The 22,929-nt window shown below is 63.3% G+C and carries 20 protein-coding genes, 1 tRNA gene and 1 pseudogene; 12 read left to right on the plus strand and 10 right to left on the minus strand.

Annotation, left to right across the window (positions count from 1 at the left end; translation table 11 throughout):
• Positions 1 to 63 precede the first annotated feature (63 nt).
• The 5 genes from potA (at position 64) to ACW5W7_RS14095 (ending at position 3,949) form a co-directional block, all read left to right on the plus strand.
• Positions 64 to 1,218: a polyamine ABC transporter ATP-binding protein gene (gene potA / locus ACW5W7_RS14075; protein ID WP_349920231.1), complete on the plus strand. Its 1,155-nt coding sequence runs from the start codon at positions 64 to 66 to the stop codon at positions 1,216 to 1,218.
• On the plus strand, positions 1,215 to 2,120 hold the full coding sequence (locus ACW5W7_RS14080; protein WP_456502123.1) for an ABC transporter permease subunit: 906 nt from the start codon (positions 1,215 to 1,217) through the stop codon (positions 2,118 to 2,120). Before potA ends, ACW5W7_RS14080 begins: the two co-directional genes overlap by 4 nt.
• Positions 2,117 to 2,959, plus strand: a complete 843-nt coding sequence (locus ACW5W7_RS14085) for an ABC transporter permease subunit (protein WP_456502124.1) — start codon at positions 2,117 to 2,119, stop codon at positions 2,957 to 2,959. The genes ACW5W7_RS14080 and ACW5W7_RS14085 overlap by 4 nt, the downstream gene beginning before the upstream one ends.
• A 44-nt stretch (positions 2,960 to 3,003) precedes the next feature.
• Complete coding sequence (locus ACW5W7_RS14090) at positions 3,004 to 3,726, plus strand: MOSC domain-containing protein (protein ID WP_456502125.1); 723 nt, start codon at positions 3,004 to 3,006, stop codon at positions 3,724 to 3,726.
• Between the two features lie 146 nt (positions 3,727 to 3,872).
• Positions 3,873 to 3,949: transfer RNA gene (locus ACW5W7_RS14095), tRNA-Pro, on the plus strand.
• Positions 3,950 to 4,177: 228 nt separating this feature from the next.
• Here the strand turns inward: ACW5W7_RS14095 and ACW5W7_RS14100 are convergent.
• Positions 4,178 to 4,705: an AbiTii domain-containing protein gene (locus ACW5W7_RS14100; RefSeq protein WP_349920226.1), complete on the minus strand. Its 528-nt coding sequence runs from the start codon at positions 4,703 to 4,705 to the stop codon at positions 4,178 to 4,180.
• Between the two features lie 122 nt (positions 4,706 to 4,827).
• Complete coding sequence (locus ACW5W7_RS14105; protein WP_349920225.1) at positions 4,828 to 5,292, minus strand: thioesterase family protein; 465 nt, start codon at positions 5,290 to 5,292, stop codon at positions 4,828 to 4,830.
• 133 nt (positions 5,293 to 5,425) lie between these two features.
• Between ACW5W7_RS14105 and recQ the strand changes: the two genes are divergently transcribed.
• On the plus strand, positions 5,426 to 7,273 hold the full coding sequence (gene recQ / locus ACW5W7_RS14110; protein WP_434664684.1) for an ATP-dependent DNA helicase RecQ: 1,848 nt from the start codon (positions 5,426 to 5,428) through the stop codon (positions 7,271 to 7,273).
• 175 nt (positions 7,274 to 7,448) lie between these two features.
• Positions 7,449 to 7,559, plus strand: a pseudogene (locus ACW5W7_RS14115) (HRDC domain-containing protein); the annotation flags it as partial.
• 150 nt (positions 7,560 to 7,709) lie between these two features.
• On the opposite strand, the gene ACW5W7_RS14120 reads toward ACW5W7_RS14115, so the two are convergent.
• Positions 7,710 to 8,015, minus strand: coding sequence for a c-type cytochrome (locus tag ACW5W7_RS14120; protein WP_456502126.1), 306 nt, complete (start codon positions 8,013 to 8,015; stop codon positions 7,710 to 7,712).
• A 106-nt stretch (positions 8,016 to 8,121) separates the two neighbouring features.
• On the opposite strand from ACW5W7_RS14120, the gene ACW5W7_RS14125 reads away from it, so the two are divergent.
• From ACW5W7_RS14125 to ACW5W7_RS14135, 3 genes are all read left to right on the plus strand, one after another.
• A complete protein-coding gene (locus ACW5W7_RS14125; RefSeq protein ID WP_456502127.1) occupies positions 8,122 to 9,549 on the plus strand; it encodes a protein adenylyltransferase SelO in 1,428 nt (475 codons plus the stop codon).
• Between the two features lie 8 nt (positions 9,550 to 9,557).
• Entirely contained in the window at positions 9,558 to 9,854 is a 297-nt protein-coding gene (locus ACW5W7_RS14130) for a DUF3630 family protein (protein WP_456502128.1), read from the plus strand.
• Between the two features lie 189 nt (positions 9,855 to 10,043).
• A complete protein-coding gene (locus tag ACW5W7_RS14135; RefSeq protein WP_456502129.1) occupies positions 10,044 to 10,718 on the plus strand; it encodes a 7-cyano-7-deazaguanine/7-aminomethyl-7-deazaguanine transporter in 675 nt (224 codons plus the stop codon).
• 281 nt (positions 10,719 to 10,999) lie between these two features.
• On the opposite strand, the gene rraA is transcribed toward ACW5W7_RS14135, so the two are convergent.
• Positions 11,000 to 11,485, minus strand: coding sequence for a ribonuclease E activity regulator RraA (gene rraA, locus ACW5W7_RS14140; RefSeq protein ID WP_349920219.1), 486 nt, complete (start codon positions 11,483 to 11,485; stop codon positions 11,000 to 11,002).
• 144 nt (positions 11,486 to 11,629) lie between these two features.
• Between rraA and ACW5W7_RS14145 the strand changes: the two genes are divergently transcribed.
• On the plus strand, positions 11,630 to 13,483 hold the full coding sequence (locus ACW5W7_RS14145) for a methyl-accepting chemotaxis protein (RefSeq protein WP_456502130.1): 1,854 nt from the start codon (positions 11,630 to 11,632) through the stop codon (positions 13,481 to 13,483).
• Positions 13,484 to 13,550: 67 nt separating this feature from the next.
• Here ACW5W7_RS14145 and mgtE read toward each other — a convergent pair whose 3' ends face one another.
• From mgtE to ACW5W7_RS14175, 6 genes are all read right to left on the minus strand, one after another.
• The gene (gene mgtE, locus ACW5W7_RS14150; protein WP_456502131.1) at positions 13,551 to 14,975 is read right to left on the minus strand and encodes a magnesium transporter; all 1,425 of its coding nucleotides are present in this window, start codon (positions 14,973 to 14,975) and stop codon (positions 13,551 to 13,553) included.
• 149 nt (positions 14,976 to 15,124) lie between these two features.
• Entirely contained in the window at positions 15,125 to 16,531 is a 1,407-nt protein-coding gene (cysG, locus tag ACW5W7_RS14155) for a siroheme synthase CysG (protein ID WP_456502132.1), read from the minus strand.
• Between the two features lie 12 nt (positions 16,532 to 16,543).
• A complete protein-coding gene (gene nirC, locus ACW5W7_RS14160) occupies positions 16,544 to 17,356 on the minus strand; it encodes a nitrite transporter NirC (protein ID WP_456502133.1) in 813 nt (270 codons plus the stop codon).
• A 51-nt stretch (positions 17,357 to 17,407) separates the two neighbouring features.
• Positions 17,408 to 17,725 (minus strand): nitrite reductase small subunit NirD, encoded by a 318-nt coding sequence (gene nirD / locus ACW5W7_RS14165; RefSeq protein ID WP_456502134.1) that lies wholly within the window; start codon positions 17,723 to 17,725, stop codon positions 17,408 to 17,410.
• A complete protein-coding gene (nirB, locus tag ACW5W7_RS14170; protein ID WP_434664675.1) occupies positions 17,725 to 20,271 on the minus strand; it encodes a nitrite reductase large subunit NirB in 2,547 nt (848 codons plus the stop codon). Before nirB ends, nirD begins: the two co-directional genes overlap by 1 nt.
• 306 nt (positions 20,272 to 20,577) lie before the next feature.
• Complete coding sequence (locus ACW5W7_RS14175; protein WP_456502177.1) at positions 20,578 to 21,483, minus strand: LysR family transcriptional regulator; 906 nt, start codon at positions 21,481 to 21,483, stop codon at positions 20,578 to 20,580.
• Positions 21,484 to 21,708: 225 nt separating this feature from the next.
• Between ACW5W7_RS14175 and ACW5W7_RS14180 the strand changes: the two genes are divergently transcribed.
• Positions 21,709 to 22,899 carry an MFS transporter gene (locus ACW5W7_RS14180; protein WP_456502135.1) on the plus strand — a complete coding sequence of 397 codons (1,191 nt, stop codon included), beginning with the start codon at positions 21,709 to 21,711 and terminating at the stop codon, positions 22,897 to 22,899.
• Positions 22,900 to 22,929: the final 30 nt, after the last annotated feature.

The following is a 22,929-nucleotide window of genomic DNA, read 5'->3' on the forward strand; positions in this document are numbered from 1 at the left end:
CCCGGGGCGCCAGATTGTATTGATGGATCGGCCCCGGCCGGTAACACGTTTGGGAGTTTGGTGATGGCGATAGCCTCCAGTGCCTACAAGAAAGCCCTCGAGGGCAGCCAGCAGCGTAAAGAAGTGCTGGTCAAAATAGACAGGGTAAGCAAGCAGTTCGACGAAACGCTGGCGGTCGACAACGTGTCCCTCAACATTCACAAGGGCGAGATCTTCGCCCTGTTGGGGGGCTCTGGCTCCGGCAAATCCACCTTGCTGCGGATGCTGGCCGGGTTTGAGCGCCCCACCGAGGGACGGCTGTTCCTGGATGGCGTCGACATTACCGACATGCCGCCCTACGAGCGTCCGATCAACATGATGTTCCAGTCCTACGCCCTGTTCCCCCACATGACGGTGGCGCAGAACATCGCCTTTGGCCTCAAGCAGGACAGTCTGCCCAAGGCCGAGATCGATGCCAGGGTCGAGGAGATGCTCAAGCTGGTACAGATGACCCAGTACGCCCGTCGCAAGCCACACCAGCTCTCCGGTGGCCAGCGTCAGCGGGTAGCGCTGGCCCGTTCGCTGGCCAAGCGTCCCAAGCTGCTGCTGCTGGACGAGCCCATGGGGGCGCTGGACAAGAAGCTGCGCTCCCAGATGCAACTCGAGCTGGTGGAGATCATCGAGCGGGTCGGCGTGACCTGTGTCATGGTGACCCACGATCAGGAAGAGGCCATGACCATGGCCGAGCGGATCGCCATCATGCACCTCGGTTGCATCGAGCAGATCGGCAGCCCCATGGATATCTACGAGACTCCGGCCAGTCGGCTGGTGTGCGAGTTCATCGGCAACGTCAACCTGTTTGATGGCCTGCTGGTGGAAGATGAACAGGACCATGCCACCATCGCCTGTGCGGATCTGGAGCAGCCCATCTACGTGGGCCACGGCATCAGTTCTCGCGCCGAGAACAAGAAGGTGACCTATGCCCTGCGGCCAGAAAAGCTGCTGATGAGCCTGCAAAAGCCGGTGGAGATAGAGCATCCGGACTTCAACTGGACCAAGGGGCAGGTCTACGACATCGCCTATCTTGGCGGGCACTCCGTTTACCACATCCAGTTGCCCTCGGGCAAAATCGTGCAGGCCTTCATCGCCAACGCCGAACGCCACGGCAAGCGGCCGACCTGGGATGACCAGGTGTTCCTTTATTGGGAAGATGACAGCGGCGTGGTGCTGCAATCATGAAGTCATTGCGAAGACTGAAGAAACTGGGCGGGCGCCAGCTGGTGATCGGCATCCCCTTCTTCTGGCTGTTCCTGTTCTTCCTGCTGCCCTTCATCATCGTCGTGAAGATCAGCTTCGCGGAAGCGGACGTAGCCATCCCGCCCTACACGGACGTGGTGAGCTGGGCGGACGATCAGCTCACCATATTGCTGCACATGGGCAACTATCTGTTGCTGCTGGACGACGAGCTCTATCTTGCCGCCTATCTGGGCTCCCTCAAGATGGCCTTCGTCAGTACCGTCCTGTGCCTGCTGATCGGCTACCCAATGGCCTACTCCATCGCCCGGGCGAAGAAGGAGACCCAGACCGTTCTGCTGCTGCTCATCATGATGCCGACCTGGACGGCGATCCTTATCCGGGTTTACGCCTGGATGGGGATCCTCAGCAACAACGGCTTGCTCAACAGCCTGCTGATGGGGATTGGCCTCATCAACGAGCCGCTGACCATCCTCAACACCAACCTGGCGGTCTACATCGGCATCGTATACTCCTACCTGCCGTTCATGGTGCTGCCGCTCTATGCCAACCTGGTGAAACATGACCAGAGCCTGCTGGAGGCAGCCTCCGATCTCGGCGCCCGCAATTTGACCCGGTTCTGGCAGATCACGGTGCCCCTCTCCAAAAATGGCATCATCGCCGGCTGCATGCTGGTGTTCATCCCGGTGGTGGGGGAGTTCGTCATCCCCGAGCTGCTCGGCGGTCCCGAGACCCTGATGATCGGCAAGGTGCTGTGGCAGGAGTTCTTCAACAACCGCGACTGGCCGGTGGCGTCCGCCCTGGCGGTGGTGATGCTGGCGGTGCTGATCGTGCCGATCATTCTGTTCAACCGTAACCAGGCCAAAGAGCTGGAGGGCAAGGTATGAAACGTTTCAGTTTTGCCACCCTGATGTTGTGGCTGGGGTTGCTGTTCATCTACCTGCCCATGGTCATCATGGTGATCTACTCCTTCAACGCCTCCAAGCTGGTGACGGTCTGGGGTGGCTGGTCGTTGAGATGGTACTTCGGCCTGCTCGACAACAAGCAGTTGATAGGCTCTGTGCTGCGCTCTCTCGAGATCGCCTTCTACACCGCCATCGCGGCGGTCGCGTTGGGGACGGTCGCAGCCTTCGTGCTGACCCGGATCCCGCATTTCCGCGGCCGGACCCTGTTCGGCGGCATGGTGACGGCGCCCCTGGTCATGCCGGAGGTGATCACCGGTCTCTCCCTGCTGCTGCTGTTCGTGGCCATGGCCCAGCTGGTAGGCTGGCCGGCGGAGCGGGGCATGGTGACCATCTGGATAGCCCACACGACCTTCTGTACCGCCTATGTGGCGATCGTGGTGTCGGCACGGCTGCGGGAGCTGGATCTCTCCATCGAGGAGGCGGCCATGGATCTGGGGGCCAAGCCCTGGAAGGTGTTCTTCCTGATCACCATCCCCATGATTGCGCCATCGCTCGCGGCGGGGGGCATGATGTCGTTCGCCCTGTCGCTCGATGATCTGGTGCTGGCGAGCTTCGTCTCCGGCCCGGGGGCGACGACGCTGCCGATGGAAGTGTTCTCGGCGGTACGCCTCGGCGTGAAGCCCGAGATCAACGCCGTGGCCAGTCTGATCCTGCTGTCGGTATCGCTGTTTACCTTCGGTAGCTGGTATCTGATGGCCAAGGCGGAGAAACGCCGCCGCGCCGAAATTGCCATGACCACCCAGATGCAGGCAGTCGCCTGACGTCGTGATAATATCCGCATTCTCTCATCCATCAGGAGGATAGAATGCGGATCTCCCTCTTCATCGGCCAGGGTGCCGAGTTGAATGCCGAACAAGCCCCCGGTCTCGTCAGCGCCATCCACAAGCAAACCGTCACACACTCAGTTTGGTGTGGTTTCCCCGGTCTGGTTGGGGATGAGCAGAGCGATCAGCGCCACCACGGTGGCCCGGAACGGGCGCTGCATTACTATCCCGCTGATCACTATCCCTGGTGGCTGACCTGGCAAACTGCCTTGGGTCTGCCTGCTCCGCGAACTCCCTGGCAGCCGGCGGCTTTTGGCGAGAATCTCTCCGGCCTCGGGCTGACGGAAGCCGAGGCCTGTATCGGCGATGTGTTTCGCTTAGGCGATGCCCTGGTGCAGATCAGCCAGCCGAGATCCCCCTGCTTCAAACTCAACCAGCGCTTTGGCTATGCCCATTTATCCCAGGTGATGCAGCTCAGTGGTCGCTGTGGCTGGCTGCTGCGGGTGCTGGAGGAAGGGGAGGTGGCACCGGATGCGGAGTTGCAACTGGCAGATAGACCCTATCCCGAACTGACGGTGAAGCGGGCCGCCGACATCCTGTTCAACCAGGCTCGCAACGAGGATGATCTGCAACTGATGCTGGACAACCCGGCTCTCTCGCCAAATTGGCGCCAGCATGCGGCACACTGGCTGGAGCACGGCGTGGTGGCGGATTGGCGACACCGGTTGCTGGGGCCAACCGAATTCCAGCTGCCGACAAAATGACCTCGTTCCGGAAGAGGGTGCCATCGTCTTGCCAAACCTTGCGCAATTCGCTGAATTGTTGAGCGCAAAGCCATTTTTTTCTGCTGAACATCAAAAAAGGCTTGTGTCATGTCTGGGCTTTCGGTAAATTCTCGCCCCGCAGACATCGGTGTGTAGCGCAGCTTGGTAGCGCACTTCGTTCGGGACGAAGGGGTCGGAGGTTCGAATCCTCTCACACCGACCACATTAGAAAAGGCCGCTCAATGAGCGGCCTTTTCGCATTTGTCGTTTGTCAGTCAACGCGGTGGGGAATCGCTGTGGTGGTTTGGATCCCATGGATGACCGCCATGAAAAGGGCCACCGCTCGGTGGCCCATGGGTGGAGTCTGATCCTGACTCCGGCACGGCTTAAGTTGTGGCAATCTCGTTGTGGCTCTGCTTTATGGTGCCCTCCTTGCGCCTTGGGCGCTTGCTCAGATGTGCCAGTGTTGATGGCACAATGCCTTGAAGCCACGTTGAGTCTGCAGAGTCGCATGCTTGGGGTACTCGCTGATGAAGTGGCCGAGACCCTCCACCAGTTGTGAGCGCAACGAAGACACGGGCTCATGCCAGGCTTGCAGGCAGAGATGGCCGGGGATCAACTGCTCTCGATACGCTTCCAGCAGATGTTCTGGCCAGGGTTCGATACCGGAATCATGTCGCAGTAGATAGTGGGCGGCGGGTTGGCGGGCATAGATGAACTGAACTTGGGCCAGGTCGCGTTGGCTAAGCGTTTGACTGCCGATATGGCAGGTCAAATATTTTCCCGTCTTCAGATCCAGGAAGTGACCGCGTTGCCGGCAGGCGATGATGCGATACCAGGGCAGGGGTGAACACAGAGAATACCCCTCCAGCTCCTGTTCCAACCAGTGACGACACTCGGGAGTGTGCACCTCGTCGAGCATGCACTCGATCTGTGTCAGCAAGGCTCTGGATGGTTTGGTCGCCAGTATCGCGCTCATGGTCTGCAATCCTCCCTCTGCACATGATCCCGACTACCAGTATGGACCTCAGCGGGCGGAGGGGGTAAGGATTCTAATGATTAAAATCGGCTTAGAAGTGCAGTTTTTATGCAATAAAGCCCTTAGCCGACGAGATAAGTACCGGTTCCGAAGGCGATGTGAGTTCCTTCTTCGTTGTGCAGTTCCATGCGGGCAACGGCCACCTTGCTGCCGGCACGGATGATGTGGGCGGTGGCGATGAACTCGTTGCCCCGGCCCGGGCGCAGGTAGTCCACCCGCAGATCGATGGTACCGAGGCGGGAGAAGCGCTCCTTGAGGTAGCTGGGGGAGAAGTCTTCCAGCTCGTCGATGCAGGAGGCTGCCACTATCATGCCCCCCGCCACATCCAGCAGGCTGGCGGTGACGCCGCCGTGCAAGATGTGATGGAAGGGGTTGCCGATGAGCTTCTCCTCCATCTTGATGCGCAGCTCCACCTTGTCGAAGTCGTAGTGGGTCACCTGCATGCCGATCAGCTTGTTGAACGGCATCCTTTCGGCAAACAGGTTGGCAATGCCACTGAGCGCCATCTTCTTCAGCATGTCTTTCATGTCCCGATCCCAATCCCTGGCGGTTCAACCGAGTAAAAACTCCAGCCAGTCTGCAACACTTCCTTAACACTCGCAATGGCAGGTTTATTGTGAACGGCGGCTGCTTTAGAATGACGACCCCAAAGGAGAGCCCATGACCGCCATTGCCGACATCCAGCCAGACTCTCAGCCCGATGCTGTGCCAGAGACGCCCCTTGCCCTGTTGCAGGCGGTGTTCGGCTACCAGCAGTTTCGGCCGGGTCAGCTCGAGATCATCGAGCAGATAGTGGCGGGGCGCGATGCCCTGGTGCTCAAGCCCACCGGCGGCGGCAAATCCCTCTGCTACCAGATCCCGGCCCTGCTGCGTCCCGGACTGGGGGTGGTGGTCTCACCCCTCATCTCGCTGATGAAGGATCAGGTGGACAGTCTGCGCGCCAACGGGGTGGCGGCGGTCTACATCAACTCGGCGCTGAGCCGGGAGGAGATGATCCAGAACTTCGCCGCCATGCGTCGCGGCGAGATCAAGCTGGTCTATGTCTCGCCGGAGCGGTTGCTGCAACACGAGTTCATGGATCGGCTGGCGGAGCTGCCGCTCGGTCTGTTCGCCATCGACGAGGCCCACTGCGTCTCCCAGTGGGGCCACGATTTTCGGCCGGAATACGCGGCGCTCGGGCGCCTCAAGCAGTGGTTCCCCCAGGTGCCCGTGGTGGCGCTTACCGCCACCGCCGACGAGGCGACCCGCAGCGATATGCTGCATCGACTGGAACTCCACGACCCCTTTATCCACACCGCCAGTTTCGATCGGCCGAACATCCGCTACAGCCTGGTGGAGAAGTTCAAGGCAGCGGAGCAGCTGCTGCGCTACGTGCAGAGCCAGAAGGGCAACTGCGGCATCGTCTACTGCTCCAGCCGCAACCGGGTGGAGGAGGTGGCGGAGCGGCTCTCCCGCCACGGCTGCAAGGCGGCCCCCTATCACGCCGGCCTGCCGCTGGCCCAGCGCCAGCAGACCCAGGAAGCTTTCCTCAAGGATGACATCGAGATCGTGGTGGCGACGGTGGCGTTCGGCATGGGCATCGACAAGCCGAACGTGCGTTTCGTGGTGCACTACGACATCCCCAAGAATATCGAATCCTACTATCAGGAGACGGGCCGCGCCGGCCGTGACGGCACCCCGGCGGAGGCGCTGCTGCTCTACGATCCCGCCGACATCGGCCGGGTGCGCCGGTTGCTCGACAACATCGAGAACCCGCAGCAGTTGCAGGTGGAGCAGTACAAGCTGAACGTGATGGCGGCCTTCGCCGAGGCGCAGACCTGCCGCCGCCAGGTGTTGCTGAACTACTTCGGCGAGTACAACGACAAGCCCTGTGGCAACTGCGACATCTGCCTGGATCCCCCCAAGAGCTATGACGGCACCGAGGACGCCCAGAAGGCGCTTTCCTGCGTCTGGCGGGTGGGGCAGAACTTCGGGGTGGGCTATGTGGTGGAGGTGCTGCGCGGGTCGCTGAACCAGCGCATCAAGGATCACGGCCACGACAAGCTGTCCACCTACGGCATTGGCAAGGAGCAGAGCCACGAGTACTGGATGAGCGTCATCCGCCAGCTGATCCACAAGGGGCTCCTGACCCAGAACATCACCCGCAACCTGGTGCTGCAACTGACCGAGGCGGCCCGCCCGGTGCTGCGCGGCGAGCTGGCGCTGGAGCTGGCCGTGCCGCGGCTGCAACCCATCTCCAGCCGCAAGGAGAAGCGCAGCGGCCTGCTCGACAGCGCCAACTATGACAAGCGGCTGTTCAAGGAGCTGCGGGCCCTGCGCAAGCAGATCGCCGAGGAGGAGGAGGTGCCGCCTTACGTGGTGTTCAACGACAGCACCCTGGTGGAGATGGCGCAGCTGATGCCCATGACCGAGGACGAGCTGCTGGCGGTCAACGGCGTGGGTCACCGCAAGCTGGAGCGCTTCGGTGAGGCCTTTATGGACCTGATCATCGAGTACTGCCGTCGCTAAGAGTGGCCGCAGGTGGAGATGGAGTCGCGGCGATGCCCATGACCGAAGACGAGCCACTGACGGTCAACGGCGTCGGTCACCGCAAGCTGGAGCGCTTCGGCGAGGCCTTTATGGACCTGATCATCGAGTACTGCCGTCGCTAAGAGTGGCCGCAGGTGGAGATGGGGTTGCGACGATGCCCATGACCGAAGACGAGCTGCTGGCGGTCAACGGCGTGGGTCACCGCAAGCTGGAGCGTTTCGGCGAGGCCTTTATGGATCTGATCATCGAGTACTGCCGTCGCTAAGAGTGGCCGCAGGTGGAGATGGAGTCAGCGGCAACGCCGATAACTCGCCGCCGATGCCATCATTAAGTAGCCGACCACCTCATCGAAGGCAGTTTAACGAACTGCCTTTACTGGATCTGGCGAATCAATTCACCATAAAGACGATATTTTTCACTGCGACAAGCTGGCGTAATAGGCCGCCAGGTTCTCCATATCCGCCTCGGTTAGCGCCGCCATGAAGGGGGCCATCATGGGATCCTTGCGCTGACCCTCCTTGAACGCCTTTAACTGCTTGACGAGGTAGGGGGCGTGCTGTCCCGCCAGATGGGGATACAGGGGCACGCTGGCCTTGCCCTCGGGGCCATGACAGGCGGCGCACAGCACGGCCTTCGCCTTGCCCGCGGCCACATCGGCGGCATGAGCGGGGTGGCCGGAGAGCAGTGCCAGCAGGGGCAGGACATAAACCCATTTTTCCATCTTCCACTTCCTCGAATTGAAATAGCAGTATCGACCGTTGGCCCGAGAGGGGCCGGTGGCGGTATAAAGAGTGACACGAGCATACGCAGGGACGATCCCCATCACCATGAAGCTGATCAACACTTTCGCCACCGAGCTGCCCTGGGCCTGCGAACCCGTGGCCCCCCAGCCCCTGCAAGGGGCCAGGCTCTTGCACCTCAACCACGGCCTGCTCGGCGAGCTGGGGCTGACGGATGTCACCGAGGCAGACTGGCTTGCCTGCTGCGGCCAGGGTCAGCCCCTGGCGGGCATGCAGCCGGTGGCCCAGGTCTATGCGGGCCATCAGTTCGGCGGCTACAGCCCGCGTCTCGGCGATGGCCGTGCCATGCTGCTGGGGGAACAGCAAGCCCCGGATGGCAGCCACTGGGATCTGCACCTGAAGGGGGCGGGCAAGACCCCCTTCTCCCGCTTCGGCGACGGTCGCGCCGTGCTGCGCTCCAGCATCCGCGAATACCTCGCCTCCGAGGCGCTGCACGCTCTCGACATCCCCACCACCCGCGCCCTGGTGCTGGTGGGCAGCGATGAGCCTATCTATCGGGAGCAGGCCGAGAGCGGCGCGACCGTGCTGCGCACCGCCCCGAGCCACCTGCGCTTCGGTCACTTCGAGTATTTCGCCTGGAGCGGGCAGGGGGGGAAGATCCCCGCCCTCATCGACCATGCCCTGCGTCACCACTTCCCCGATCTCAGCAACGGGGCCGAGCTGTTTACGGAGGTGGTGCGCCGTACCGCGCGGCTCATCGCCAAGTGGCAGGCTGCCGGTTTCTGCCACGGGGTGATGAACACCGACAACATGTCCCTGCTCGGACTGACCCTGGATTATGGCCCCTACGGCTTTATCGACGCCTATGTGCCTGATTTTGTGTGCAACCACTCCGATCCGGGAGGGCGCTACGCGCTGGATCAGCAGCCGGCGGTCGGTTACTGGAACCTGCAGAAACTCGCCCAGGCGCTGGCGGATCACGTGGATGGCGAGGCGCTGGCGGCGGCGCTGGCCCAGTATGAGCACCAGCTGATGCTGCACTACTCCGAGCTGATGCGTGAAAAGCTCGGGCTGGGGAGCTGGGAGGAGCAGGATCCGGCGCTGTTTCGCGAGATGTTCCAGCTGTTGGCGAGCCAGCGGGTGGACTACCACCTCTTCCTGCGCCGGCTGGGCGAGCTGACCGCCCAAGGCGACTGGCCTGCACCCTTGCTGGCCCTGCTGCCGGATCCCGCCCGCTGGCAGGCATGGCTCGAGTCGTATCGGCAGCGTCTCATCCGTGAAGGGAGCGACGATGCGGCCCGCAAGGGGCGGATGGATGCGATCAATCCCAAGTACGTGCTGCGCAATGCCCTGGCCCAGCAGGTGATAGAGGCCGCCGAGCGGGGCGACATGGCGCCGTTCGAGCGGCTGTTTGCGGCCCTGCAACGCCCCTATGACGAACAACCTGAATATGACGAGCTCGCCACCCCGGTCCCCGCCTGGTATTGCGGCGGCGAGCTCTCCTGCAGCAGTTGAGGACCCGGATGAAAGAGATATTGTGGCAAGTGACGGCGATGGACGAGGAGGCCGGTGTGCTGACTCTGGATTGCCCCGGGCTCTGCTGGGACAACTTCCCCACCCTGGCCGAGGCACTGGTGCAGGCGTGGGAGCTGGCAGCCCTCGAGCAGGATTGGGGCGCCGATCGTCACAGCTGGCTGCTGGAGTTTGAAGGCAGCCCGCTGCGGCTGGAGTTCGAGCACCACGGCGGCTGCTGGCTGGAGGCGGTGCATCCGGTTGATCGGGAGGTGGTGCTCTGGCTGGGTCGCCAGCATCGGGAGTGATCCCTCGCGGATCTGCGGGTCGCGCCCTCTGCCTGTGGCGGCTGTAGCCCTTTCCCGGGCGCCGTGACCACGCTCATCCGCCGCATAAAGATTGAACTATCGGTCGCGGGGCGTATAATCTCGCCCCTCAATTATCGCCAATGGTGGCGGTATGGGTTCCCTAACCCCATTAACCAAAAAGGTCACAACATGAATCTGACCCCTGCTCAGCACCAGACGGCGCTGGTGCGTCTCGCTTTGTTCCACATCCTGATCATCGCCAGCAGCAACTATCTGGTGCAACTGCCGATCACCATCTTTGGCTTCCACACCACCTGGGGCGCCTTCAGCTTCCCGTTCATCTTCCTGGCCACCGACTTGACGGTGCGGATCTTCGGTGCCGGTCTCGCCCGCAAGATCATCCAGACGGTGATGCTGCCGGCGCTGGCGGTCTCCTACGTGCTCTCCGTCCTGTTCTTCGAGGGCAGTTATCAGGGGCTGGGCCATCTGGCCGAGTTCAACCTGTTCGTGGCACGTATCGCCCTGGCCAGTTTCATGGCCTATCTGGTGGGCCAGTTCATGGACGTGGTGGTGTTCAATCGCCTGCGCCTGCTCAGGGCCTGGTGGGTGGCGCCGGCGGCCTCGACCCTGTTCGGCAACCTGGTGGACACCATCGCCTTCTTCAGCATAGCCTTCTGGCGCAGCACGGATCCCTTCATGGCCGAGCACTGGGTCGAGATTGCGACCGTGGATTATGTATTCAAGCTGCTGATTAGCCTGGGATTGTTCGTGCCGCTCTACGGCGTCTTGCTGCGCTATCTCAGCCGCAAGCTGGTGGGAGAGGCCGGGTTGGACGGCCTGCGAACCGCGCCCCGTCAGGCATGACGATGATGACCACCTTCGGGTGGTCATTTTTTTCGCTTTTTTTGCAAATAAAACTTGCACAGTTAAATGAGAATGATTATTGTTAACTTGTTTTCCGGGAAAGACTTCATTCGTTCCAACGTGATGGACTTCTTGTGAAGGCACGACATTGCTCACATTGCTTCCAGTTAAGGGGCCAGTAGTTTACTGGCCCTCTTTTTTTGTCTTTTTTCAGCCACTTGCCGTCAGATTACGGGCATAAAAAATGGGAGCCAGGGCTCCCATCTTCAGTCTGTGTCTGCTTACTCGATGTCGAGGGCATCGGGGGAGAGGATCACCCCGGTGGTGTCGGCATAGAGGTGATCGTCCGGCAGGAAGGTGACGCCGCCGAAATTTACCGGCAGATCCGTCTCACCCACGTCCTTGCTGTCGGCGCCGACCGGGATGGCGGCAAGGGCCTGGATGCCGATGTCGAGATCTTCCAGGATATCGACCTCGCGCACGCAGCCGTAGCAGACGATCCCTTCCCACTCGTTTTCCGCCGCCGTGGTAGCGATCTCGCTGTCGATCAGGGCGCGGCGCATGGAGCCGCCGCCGTCGATCAGCAGCACGCGACCGGCGCCGTTCTCTTTCACGAGTTCACGGATAAGGCCGTTGGATTCGAAGCATTTGACCGTGGTGATGACGCCGCCGAACGAGGCGCGACCGCCGAAGGAGCAGAGCATGGGCTCGAGCACATCCACCATGTCCTGATAGATGTCGCACAGTTCTGAAGTGTTGTATTCCATTGTGTCAGATCCACCGCTGGAAACAGGTGGAACCAGTATAAGGAGTGAGGGTGGCATTTCAATGAATATTCCTTGAACGGACATATGGATGTCGTATTCTGCCCGCGATCGATGCAGTCCACCCCAGCGCCCCAGAGGTTTACCATGCTGATCCGCCACAAGTTGATACTGAATACCGCCCTGGTCGCCACGGCCATGCTGACCCTGAGCGGGCTTTTCTTTTACGCCAGCAAGGAGAGCCGGCACATGATGGAGGCGCAGCGCCGGGTCGATGGACTCGAGCTCTCCATGGTGCAACTGAGGCGCGCCGAGCAAGACTTCTTGCTGCACAAGGATCTGGCGGTCATCGACAGATTCAACACCGTGCTGGCGCAAACCCATGCGCTCGATCAGGCCCTGAGTGCCGATGACAGCCTGGATGCTGCCCGGGCGGGCTTGATGGGGCTGGATACCCAGGTCAGCGCCTATGGCAAGGCCTTCAACGAGCTGGTCGCCCAGCAGCAGAAGATAGGGCTGGGGCCCGAGGATGGCCTCTATGGTCAGCTGAGGGCGGCGGTACACAAGGTGGAGGAGGCGCTCAAGGCGCAGGAACAGCAAGGGTTGCTCATCACCATGTTGCAATTGCGGCGGGCGGAGAAGGACTTCATGCTGCGCTCCGATATCCAGTACCTCGCGCGTTTCCAGACCCTGCATGCCGACTTCCAGCAGGGGCTCGGCAACCTGCCACAGGAGCAGCGCGGCGTGCTCGAGCAGGCCAGCGAACAGTACCGAAATGACTTCGTTGCCCTGGTTCAGGGGATGCAGGTGCTGGGGCTGGACGAGGCCTCTGGACTGCGTGGCCAGATGCACACCCTGGTGCAACAGGCCGAACAGGCACTCGAAAGCGTCGGCCAGCAGATCGAGGATGAACTGGCCAGCCAGACGGCGAGTTTCAACCGGCTGATGCTGGTCTGCGGCGTCCTGATCATCATGGTCATCGGCTTCATGAGCGTGCTGCTGGGGCGCAGCATCGGCAGACCCATCGCCCGGGTCAATGACACGGTCAATCGCATCCGTCAGGACAACGATCTGCGCCTGCGCATCGCCCTGAAAGGGGATGACGAGATGGCGCAGCTGGCGGGCAATCTGGATGTGATGCTGGATGGCTTCCGTCAGCTGATCGGGGATGTGAAGCAGAGCGTCAACACCCTGACCGGTGCGGCGGATCACCTCTCGGACAACGTGCGCCGAACCAGTGAGGGGGCCCAGCGCCAGTTGCTGGAGACGGATCAGGTGGCGACCGCCTCCACCGAGATGGGCTCCACCATCGAGGAGATCGCCCGCAGCACGGAGCAGGCGGCCAGCGATGCCGCCGCCACCAACCACAAGGCCGATGAGGGGCGCGGTGCGGTCGAGCAGACCGTCAACCAGATCCACAGTCTCGCGGAGCAGCTGGAGCAGGCCTCCGGCGAGGTCGCCCAACTGCAGAAGGAGAGCGAGACCATTGGCTCTGTGCTCGGGGTGATCCGGGGCATAGCAGATCAGACCAATCTGCTGGCCCTCAATGCGGCCATCGAGGCGGCGCGGGCGGGGGAGCAGGGCCGTGGTTTCGCAGTGGTGGCGGACGAGGTGCGCAACCTCGCCATCCGTACCCAGCAGTCGACCCAGGAGATCGCCGCCATCATCGGCTCACTGCAACAGCAGACCGACAACATAGTGGGCAGGATGGCGCTCTGCCGGGAGCAGGGGGGCAACAGTGCACAGCAGGCGACCCAGGCCGGTGAGCTGCTCGGCCAGATCACCCAGGATGTCACCCGCATCATGGACATGAGCACCCAGATCGCCGCCGCCATCGAGCAACAGAGCCTGGTGGCCAACGAGGTGAACCGCAACGTCAGCAGCATCCGCGATATCGCAGAGGCATCGAGCCAGATGGCGCAAGACAACGCCCAGTCCAGCCAAGGCCTGAGCGAGCAGGCCAGACTGCTCAACCGGGCGGTGGAACAATACCGGGTGTGATGCATCGACCTGCCTGAATTGAAAAGGGAGCCTTAATGGCTCCCTTTTTCATGGGCGACGGGGAGGGTCAGAGCAGGAATAGGGTCGCCAGCCCGAGGAAGATGAAGAAGCCGCCGGTGTCGGTGATGGCGGTGATCATCACGCTGGCACCGAGGGCGGGATCCCGTCCCAGCCGGGTCATGGTCATGGGGATGATGACCCCCATCAGGGCCGCCACCAGCAGGTTCAGCACCATGGCAAGGGTCATGACGGCACCCAGCGCTGCGTCCTGATAGAGGAAATAGGTGACGACCCCCATGGTTCCCCCCCACACCAGGCCGTTGATGAGGGCGACTCCCAGCTCCCGCCACAGCAGGAAGGAGACGTTGCCGGTCTGGATCTGCTGCAGCGCCAGCGCCCGCACTATCATGGTGATGGTCTGGTTGCCGGTGTTGCCGCCGATGCCCGCGACGATGGGCATCAGGGCCGCCAGCGCCACCAGTTGCGAAATGCTGTGCTCGAACAGGCCGATGACCCGGGAAGCCATGAAGGCGGTACAGAGGTTGATGGCGAGCCAGGCCCAGCGGGTCTTCACCGCCTTAGTGACGGGGGCGAACACGTCTTCATCCTCGCTGATCCCCCCCATGCGGCGCAGATCGGTATCGCTCTCCTCATAGACCAGGTCCACCACCTCGGCGACGGTGAGGCGTCCCATCAGCTTGCCCTTGGCATCCACCACGGCGGCGGAGACCAGATCGTCCCGCTCGAAGGTGCGGGCCGCCGCCTCATCGTTGTCTTCCGGGTCGAAGGTGACGGGATCTTTCTCCATCACCTCCCCGACCAAGGTCTCTGGTTTGTGCAGCAGCACAGTGGTGAGGGGCAGTTCCCCCTGCAGCCGGTTGCGTTTGTCGGTGACGAACAGCTTGTCGGTGTTGGGGGGGATCTGGCCGCGCAGGCGCAGGTAGCGCTGCACCGCACCCAGGCTTATCTCGGCGCGCACCGTGACGAGATCGAAGTCCATCATGGCGCCGACCGTGTGCTTGCCGTAACGGATCACCTCCCGCACCCGATCCCGCTGCTCGGGGGCCATGGAGGTGAGCAGCCGTCCCATCAGGTTGCGGGGCAGGTATTGGCCGAGATAGATCTGGTCGTCGATGTCGAGGCTGCGCAGAGCGTGCAGCAACTCTTTGTCGCTCATGCCGCTGATGAGGCTGTCCCACACCGTCTCCGACGCCTCCACCAGGATCTGGCCGTGGCGCTCGGGGTCCACCTGCTGCCAGAGTACGTGGCGCTCGTCCGGGGGGAGGGACTCCAGGGCATCGGCAACGTCGGCGGCGGGCAGGCTGTTGACCAGCTGGGTCAGTTCGCGGGTCTGGTCCCGCAGCTCGGCATCCTGCCCCCCATGGGGGTCGAGCAGACTGTCGGTGAGCGCATCGTCGGCCAGCAACAGGGTGAGGATGCGGGATCTGTCTTGTTCACGCTGTTTGGCGTTGTTCTTGGCGGGGAGAGACATGCAACAAGATTCCTGAATTCGAATTCGGTGGGCCGGATGACCATGCCCATAGGATACCAGACTCAAAACAAGAGGTTATGACAGTCGGCGCAGTAAAAAAGAGACCACCCTGGGGTGGTCTCTCACGTTGGTCTGTGCTGGCGGGCTCTTCAGGCAGAAACCTGGGCCTGCTCCGGGCCGTTGGCCTGGCCGAACCAGGCGAGCTGATCGGCCAGGGTGACGACGGATCCCACCATGATGAGGGCCGGGCTCTCGACGCCGACCGCCAGCTCCGGCAGTTGATCTAGCGTGCCGCGAATGACCTGCTGGCAGGGCTGGGTGCCGCGCTCGATCAGGGCCACCGGAGTAGTGCCGTCCTTGCCGTGGGCCATCAGCTGTTCGCGGATGGTGGCGCAGGACGAGAGCCCCATGTAGAACACCAGCGTCTGTTTGTCTCTGGCGAGCAGGGGCCAGTCGAGATCCTGGGTGCCTCCCTTGCCGTGGGCGGTGACGAAGCGCACGCTCTGGGCGTGATCCCGGTGGGTCAGCGGAATCCCCGCGTAGGCGGCGCAGCCGCTCGCCGCGGTGATCCCCGGCACCACCTGGAAGCCCACCCCGCTGCCGACCAGGGTCTCCAGCTCCTCGCCGCCACGACCGAAGATGAAGGGGTCGCCCCCTTTCAGCCGCACCACTCGCTGCCCTTTCCTTGCCTCGTCCAGCAGGAGCTGGTTGATCCCCTCCTGGGGCACGCAGTGGCTGCCCGCCTGCTTGCCGACGAAGATGCGTTTGGCATCCCGGCGCACCAGGGCCATCACCTCGTCCGATACCAGCCGGTCATGGACCACCACGTCCGCCTGCTGCATCTGACGCAGGGCGTGCAGGGTGAGCAGACCGGGATCGCCGGGACCGGCACCGACCAGGATCACTTCTCCCTTGGCGGCAGCATCATCGGCAAACAGGTGGTCGGCGAGCTGGTTGGCGGCGGCCTGATCCCCCCGGGCCAGGGCCTGGCCGAGGCGATCGGCCCCGAGCAGTCGCTCCCAGAACTGGCGCCGTTCCCCCATGCTGGCGAAGCGGGCCTTGACCCGCGCCCGCAGGCCACCGGCGAAGGCTGCGACGGCACCCAGATGCTGGGGCAGCAGGGCTTCGAGCTTCTCCCGCAGCAATCGGGCCAGTACCGGGGCCTTGCCGCCGGAGGAGATGGCGACCATCAGCGGCGAGCGGTCGATGATGGACGGCATGATGAAGCTGGAGCGCTTGGGGTCATCCACCACGTTGGCGAAGATGCCGGCCTGGTTGGCGCTCTGGTAGACCAGGGCATTGACCTCACGCCTGTCGGTAGCGGCCACCACCAACCACTTGCCAGCCAGCTGATCCGGCTCGAATTCACCGGCCAGCCAGTGGATTGTTCCGTTGGTAGCCAGGGTAGCCAGCTCGGGATCGAGCCTGGGGGCCACCACCGTCAGCCGGGCACCGGCGTCCAGCAGCAGGCGCGCCTTGCGCTCCGCCACGTCGCCGCCGCCGACCAGCAGCACGGGCTTGTTGTCGAGTCGACAGAAGATGGGCAAGTAGTCCATGGGGCCTCCTGATCAGGCGGTCTGGGTCTGGCTGACGGTGTCAGCGGTGTCGGTCACGGCGACCGGGCGCTCGGCCTTGGGGGTGGCATACCAGTAGCCCAGACCCATGAAGAGGGCACCGGAGACAGTGTTGCCCAGGGTCACCCACAGCAGGTTGTGGCCGATGCCGCCCAGGGTATAGGCATCGGAGTGAGCGCCAAACCAGGAAAGGGCGAACAGGGTCATGTTGGCGACCGAGTGCTCGTAGCCGGAGGCGATGAAGGCCAGCAGGCACCACCAGATGGCGATGAACTTGGCGGCGCCCTCGGTGCGCAGCGCCATCCAGATGGCGAGGCAGACCAGCCAGTTACAGAGGATCCCTTTCATGAACAGGGTCAGGGCCGGGGCCTGGGTCTTGGCCAGCGCCACCTTGTGGGCCAGGCTGCCCGCGTCCGGCAGCAGGCTGCCGCCGTAGGAGTAGATCAGTGCCACCGCGATGGAGCCGAGCAGGTTGCCGGCCCAGGTCTGGGGCAGGATGCGCAGCAGATCCCCCATGGAAATCTTGCCGGTCTTCACCCCGAAGGTGAGGAACATGGTGTGGCCGGTGAACAGCTCGGAGCCGGCGATGATCACCAGGGTCAGGGCGATGCCGAAGGTGGCCCCCATCACCAGCGGACGCACGCTGGCATCCACCAGGTTGCCCAGGGTGAAGATGAGGATGATGCCAAGGCCCACATAGGCTCCCGCCATGGCGGCGCTGAGCCAGAAGCCGAGCTTGTCGCTGCGCTCGAAGCGGTTGATGCGGGCCGCGTTGGCGGCGCACTTGTTGATGGTTTCGGTATACATGTTTGTTTCCTTCAAGAGGGCCGCCCGTGGGCAGCCCTGATATGCACGGTGTTAGACGGCGACCCAGACCTGTTGGTCGCGGACTTCGACGGGGTAGCTCTGCACCGACATGGCGGTGTTTTCGAGGCAGTGACCGTCACTCAGACGGAAGTGCTGCTTCTTGAGCGGACTGGCGACCCAGAGTTCCCCCTCGTGTTCGCAGATGATGCCCCGCGACAGCACGCTGGCGGCGAAGAAGGGATCCCGGTTGTCGATGGCGAACACCTCGGGCGCTTCGCTCGGGCGGAACAGGGCGATCTGGCGTCCTTCCAGCAGGGCGCAGACGCCGGTACCCGGGAATATGTCATTGAGTTGGCATGCGAGTTTCATCACTTTGCCTCCATTTCTATCTGGTAGACGGGGATGCGCTCGGCCGGGGTGGCCGGTCTGTGCTGCTCCCGCTCGGTGACGAACTGCACGTCCGGATCGCGCTTGTCGCTGTTGATGAAGTGGCTGAAGCGTTTGAGCTGCTCTTCTTCATTCAGGGTGCGGGACCACTCGCATTCGTAGCTGTCGATGAGGGCCTGGATGTCGCGCTCCAGGGTCTCGTTCAGCCCGAGCTTGTCATCGACGATCACCTCGCGCAGGTAGTCGATACCGCCCTCCAGGCTGGTGAGCCAGCTGGCGGTACGCTGCAGTTTGTCGGCGCTGGTGACGTAGAACATCATAAAGCGGTCGATCAGCTTGATCAGGGTCTCGCGGTCGAGATCCGAGGCGAGCAGGTCGGCGTGACGTGGTTTCATGCCGCCGTTGCCGCCGACATAAAGGTTCCAGCCCGCGTCGGTGGCGATGATGCCCACGTCCTTGCCCTGAGCCTCCGCACATTCGCGGGTACAGCCGGAGACACCGAACTTCATCTTGTGGGGGGTGCGAATGCCCTTGTAGCGGTTCTCGAGGAAGACCCCGAGGCCGACGCTGTCCTGCACCCCGAAGCGGCACCAGGTGCTGCCGACGCAGGTCTTGGCCATGCGCAGCGCCTTGGCGTAGGCCTGGCCGGTCTCGAAACCAGCGGCCAGCAGCTTGCGCCAGATGGCGGGCAAGTCGTCTTTCTGGGCGCCGAACAGGCCGATGCGCTGGGCACCGGTGATCTTGGTGTAGAGCTGGTAGTCGCGGGCCACCTCGGCCACCGCCAGCAGCCCTTCCGGAGTCACCTCACCACCGGCCATGCGCGGGATGACGGAGTAGGTGCCGTCCTTTTGCATGTTGCCGAGGAAGATGTCGTTGGTGTCCTGCAACTGGGTGTTTTGCGGGGTCAGCACATAGTCGTTCCAGCAGGAGGCGAGGATGGAGCCGACGGTGGGCTTGCACACCTCGCAGCCGTAGCCCTGACCATGTTTGGCCAGCAGTTCGTCGAAGCTCTTGATCCCTTCCACCTTGACCAGGTGGAACAGTTCCTGACGGGAGTGGGGGAAGTGGGCGCAGAGGTGGTTGTTGACCTCGATGCCCTGTTTCACCAGCTCGGCGTTGAGCACCTGGCTGATGAGGGGCACGCAGCCGCCGCAGCCGGTACCGGCCTTGGTGTGCTGCTTGATGGCGGCGAGCGTGGTGTGGCCCTCGGCGACCGCCCGGGCGATGTCCCCCTTGGAGACGTCGAAGCAGGAGCAGATCTGGGCGGATTCCGGCAGAGCGTCGACCCCCAGGGTCGGCTTGGCACCGGCGTAGGCGGGCAGGATCAGCGCATCCGGGTGGGCCGGCAGCGGCAGGGCATTGAGCATCATCTGCAGCAGGTTGCCGTAATCTTCCACGTCCCCCACCAGCACGGCGCCGAGCAACCGGCTGTTGTCCTCGCTCACCACGATTTTCTTGTAGACGCCGGCCTGATCGTCCTGGAACACATAGCTGTGGCTGCCCGGGGTACGGCCATGGGCATCACCGATGGAGCCGACGGAGACGCCGAGCAGCTTGAGCTTGGCGCTCATGTCCGCCCCCTCGAAACGGCTGTTGCCGCCGAGCAGGTGATCGACGGTGACCTGGGCCATCTTGTAGCCCGGCGCCACCAGGCCGAAGAAGCGTCCCTGCCAGGCGGCGCACTCGCCGATGGCATAGATGTCGGGATCCGAGGTGAGGCAGCTGTCATCGATGGCGATACCGCCGCGCTCGGCGATGGCCAGCTCGCAGTATCGGCCGAGGGTGTCTTGCGGACGGATACCGGTGGAGAAGACCACCACGTCCACTTCCAGCATGCTGCCATCGGCGAAGGCGAGGCGATGTTTGGCCTCCTTGCCGCCGTGCATCAGGATCTCGCTGGTGCTCTTGCTGGTGTGAACCTGCACCCCCATGGATTCAATCTTGCGGCGCAGCAGCTGGCCGCCCTGGCCGTCGAGCTGCTCCGCCATCAGCACGGGAGCGAATTCCACCACGTGGGTCTCGAGGCCCAGCGCCTTGAGGGCACCGGCGGCTTCCAGACCGAGCAGGCCGCCGCCGATCACCACGCCGCTCTTGCCGCTCTTGGCGGCGCTGCGGATCTCTTTCAGATCCTCGATGGTGCGATAGACGAAGCATTCGTGGTGCTGGCTGCCCTGGATGGGGGGGACCCAGGGGTAGGAACCAGTCGCCAGGATCAGCTTGTCATAGGCGACCACGGTGCCCTTGTTGGAGTGCACCTCGCCCTTGGCGCGATCGATGAGTTTGACCGCTTCGCCGAGCAGCAGACGGATACCGTGTTTCTCATAGAAGCCGGGTTTGACGAGGGAGAGATCTTCGCTGGTGTGGTGGGAGAAATAAGAGGAGAGATGGACACGATCGTAGGCGGGGCGGGGTTCTGCACCGAAGACGGTGATCTCGAACTGGCCGGGGTCGGCCCGTTCGATCAACTCTTCGATGAAGCGGTGCCCCACCATGCCGTTACCGATGACGGCCAGTCTGACTTTGCTCATGATTGCCTCTGGTTTGGAGTAATAAAACATCAATCTGACGTTAGGCTACCCAGTTGCAGGGGGCGGGCAATTGATGCAAATCAACTGTCTATTTATATATCTCCTATGGGGTAATTCGAGCAGGTTGAAAGGCTATCCATAAATAGGTGTCTGAATGGCGCCATTCCCCATGATGAAAGGGATTGGGCATGTCGGCGCCGCGACCTCAGGGGGGGGGATCTGGCCCCAGTTGTGGGGCTGGAAAACCAGGGTGAGTGCAGGGAAGTGGCTGATTTTTATACCGGGTCTGTCGTTAACTTTCGTCGGTCAGTTGCCATAGGGTGGGCGGGCACAGAGATCCCGGATGAGATGGCGCAGCCAGCGATGGGCCGGATCGGCGTCCAGTCGCGGGTGCCAGAGCAGGGCCAGGGTGATGGCGGGCAGGGAAAAGGGCAGGGGAAGCCTCACCAGATCCGGGTAGAGGCTGGCGCAGTGCAACTCGGGCACGGTCGCCACCAGATCGCTGGCCTGCACCAGCGCCAGGGCCGTGGCAAAACCCGGCACCAGGGTCGCGACATGACGCTCCAGCTTGAACACGGCGAGGGCGTCGTCGATGGGGCCGTGCTCCCGCCCGCGCCGCGACACCATGACGTGCTGGGCGGCGGCATAGCGGGCGGCGCTCAGGGGACCCTGGCACAGGGGATGATCGGGGCGCACCACGGCGACGAAGTGGTCCCGGAACAGGGCCTGGGTATGCAGCTCGGGTGCCGTGCTGGCGCCTATCACCCCGGTTTCGAAGTCCAGTTCACCGTGGCGCAGGGCGCCGCTCTCCTTGTCGGGCTTGGCCACGAAGTGCAGCCGTACCCCGGGTGCCTCGGCGGCGAGCCGGGCCAGCAGGGTGGGGCCGACGGTTTCCACGAAGCCATCGCTGGCACGCAGGCGGAAGGTTCGCACCAGCCTGGCGGGCTCGATCTCCTGCAAAGGGCTCAGCATGGCACCCGCCTCCTGCACCAGTGCGCCGACCCGCTCCCGCAGCGCCAGGGCGCGGGGGGTGGGCACCAGCCCGCGGCCCGCCCGTACCAGCAGGGGATCCCCCGTGGTGTCACGCAGGCGGGCAAGGGCCCGACTCATGGCGGAGGGGCTCAAGCCCAACCGCCTGGCGGCGCCCGCCACGCTGCCCTCGTCGAGCAGGGCAGTCAGGGTGATCAGCAAATTGAGATCCGGTGTGCTCATGATGATGCCTTCGCCGAGTGAGACGTTGAGCCCGCGGTGACGCTGCCAGCCCTTCTTGCTCATCATACAAGATGCCACGGCGGGATATATGGCGTGAGATGCACGTATTAACTGCAAGTCATGCGTCTTCCACCCACTCAGCCCCCTGGCTAGGCTGTCGACATCTTCCCTCTGCCGAGAGCCGCCTATGTCATCCCCCATGGCCACCCCAGTTTTCATCGATCCATGGGCCTGACGGCCTTGGGCTTTTCGACGCTGTTGCCCATGCTGGCGGGCAGCATGGGCAACATTGTGCTGCCGGCATTGGGGGTCGAGTTGGCCATCCCCCTCGCCAGCCTGCAGTGGGTGCTGGTGGCCTACCTGCTGGGGATCACCAGTCTGTCCGTGGTGGCGGGCCGTCTGGGCGATCGTCTCGGCCGTCAGCGGTTGCTGCTCTGGGGCGTGGTGCTGTTCACGCTGGCTTCCCTGCTCTGTGCCATGGCGCCGAGCATGGGTTGGCTTGTCGCTGCGCGGGCTCTGCAAGGGGCGGGGGCGGCCTGCATGCTCTCCCTGGCGCTCGCCATGGTGGGCCGGCAAGTGGCCCCGCAGCGGCGCGGCTGGGGCATGGGGCTGCTCGGCACGCTGTCGGCCTGCGGTACGGCCCTCGGCCCCCTGATGGGCGGTTGGCTGGTCGACAGTCTGGGCTGGCAGGCTCCCTTCCTGCTGCTGGTACCCCTGGGTCTGCTGGCGCTGGTGCTCGCGCTGCTCGGTCTGCCTGCCGACGAGGCTGGCCCTCGGGGTGATGGCGTGAGGCTGGGGAGCCTGCTGCCACTGGCACTGCTGCGGGAGGCACCCCTGCGGGATGGCCTGCTCGGCAGCGCCCTGGTGGCGAGCGTGATGGTGCTGACCCTGTTGATCGGCCCCTTCTACTTGCACGGAATGTTTGGTCTCAGCCTGACCGAGGTGGGCCTCTGGATCTCGGGCGGCCCCCTGCTGGCGGCATGTACGGGTCTGCCAGCCGGTTGGCTGGTGGACAGGCTGGGTAGCGGAGCCGTGCTGCGGCTCGGTCTCGGGGCCATGCTGCTCGCCACCCTGGGGCTGGTGATGCTTCCGATATCCTGGGGGCCCCTCGGCTATCTGTTGCCCATCTTGCTGCTGACGGCGGGGTATGCCCTGTTCCAGACCGCCAACAACGGCGCCGTGGTGGGTGGGGCGCACGAGCGGGATCGTGGCGCTGTGGCGGGTTTGCTGACCCTGGCCCGCAACCTGGGGCAGTTCAGTGGGGCGGCCGGACTCGGCACCCTGTTCAGCGCCCTGGTCGGGAGTGAAATGGGGGGAGCCAGCGCCATGACTCTGAGAACGGGCATGCAGCTTAGCTTCGTGGCGGCCGGGTTGCTGCTCGGGCTGGCGCTCTGGTTGAATCGTCGTGCCGGGTGAGAAGTGTCCCGGGCATGAATTGCGGATACA

The sequence above is a fragment of the Aeromonas intestinalis genome (assembly GCF_054052485.1).